We start from the raw sequence: 547 nt of genomic DNA, 5'->3' as shown, positions 1-547 counted from the left end.
TGGCTGACCGAGAAGAACCGGTCACTGGCTGCGTTCTGGCGAACTGTCATGGCCCAAGGCGACGAACTTGCAGCGCAGGTGCGAATCTGCCAGCCAGACATGACAATCTGGCACACCGCTCGCGAGACTGTCGCTGCGGCTGACAACGATGCCGCTATCGACGACCTCGAGCTCGCACTGGCAGCACTGGTCCTCAACCGGTGCTCCCGTTCTGGCATGGTTAACCATCGTGTCGGGCCGATCGGAGGAAAGAATCAGTCCGGTCGATGGCATCTGCGTTCTCGCTGGAATGGTGATGGGCTCGCGGAACGAATCGAGCGAATCCACCAGTTGGGCAACCAGATACGCATTGATGAAGGTGATGCAATCGAACGCATCGCGGAGCTGGATGGGTCGGTCGGGATCGAAGACGAGCTCGTACTGTTCGTCGATCCTCCTTATCTGGTTCAGGGAAACAGGCTGTACACCGAAGGCATGTCGTTCGAGGACCACAAGAATCTCGCGCACGCGCTCACCAGCTGCGCTGCTCGCTGGCTACTCACATATG

1 protein-coding gene is annotated in these 547 nt (G+C 58.9%); it reads right to left on the bottom strand.

Annotated features, from left to right (window positions below; all coding sequences use genetic code 11):
* Positions 1-21: 21 nt before the first annotated feature.
* Positions 22-507 carry a hypothetical protein gene (locus tag H7I57_RS02495; protein WP_264021700.1) on the bottom strand — a complete coding sequence of 162 codons (486 nt, stop codon included), beginning with the start codon at positions 505-507 and terminating at the stop codon, positions 22-24.
* Positions 508-547: the final 40 nt, after the last annotated feature.

Origin of the sequence: Mycolicibacterium pyrenivorans (assembly GCF_025821625.1) — a bacterium.
In the GTDB taxonomy this organism is placed as follows: Bacteria; Actinomycetota; Actinomycetes; order Mycobacteriales; family Mycobacteriaceae; genus Mycobacterium; species Mycobacterium pyrenivorans.
The sequence above is the reverse complement of the archived record's forward strand: the minus strand, read 5'-3'. Positions and strand labels throughout refer to the sequence as shown.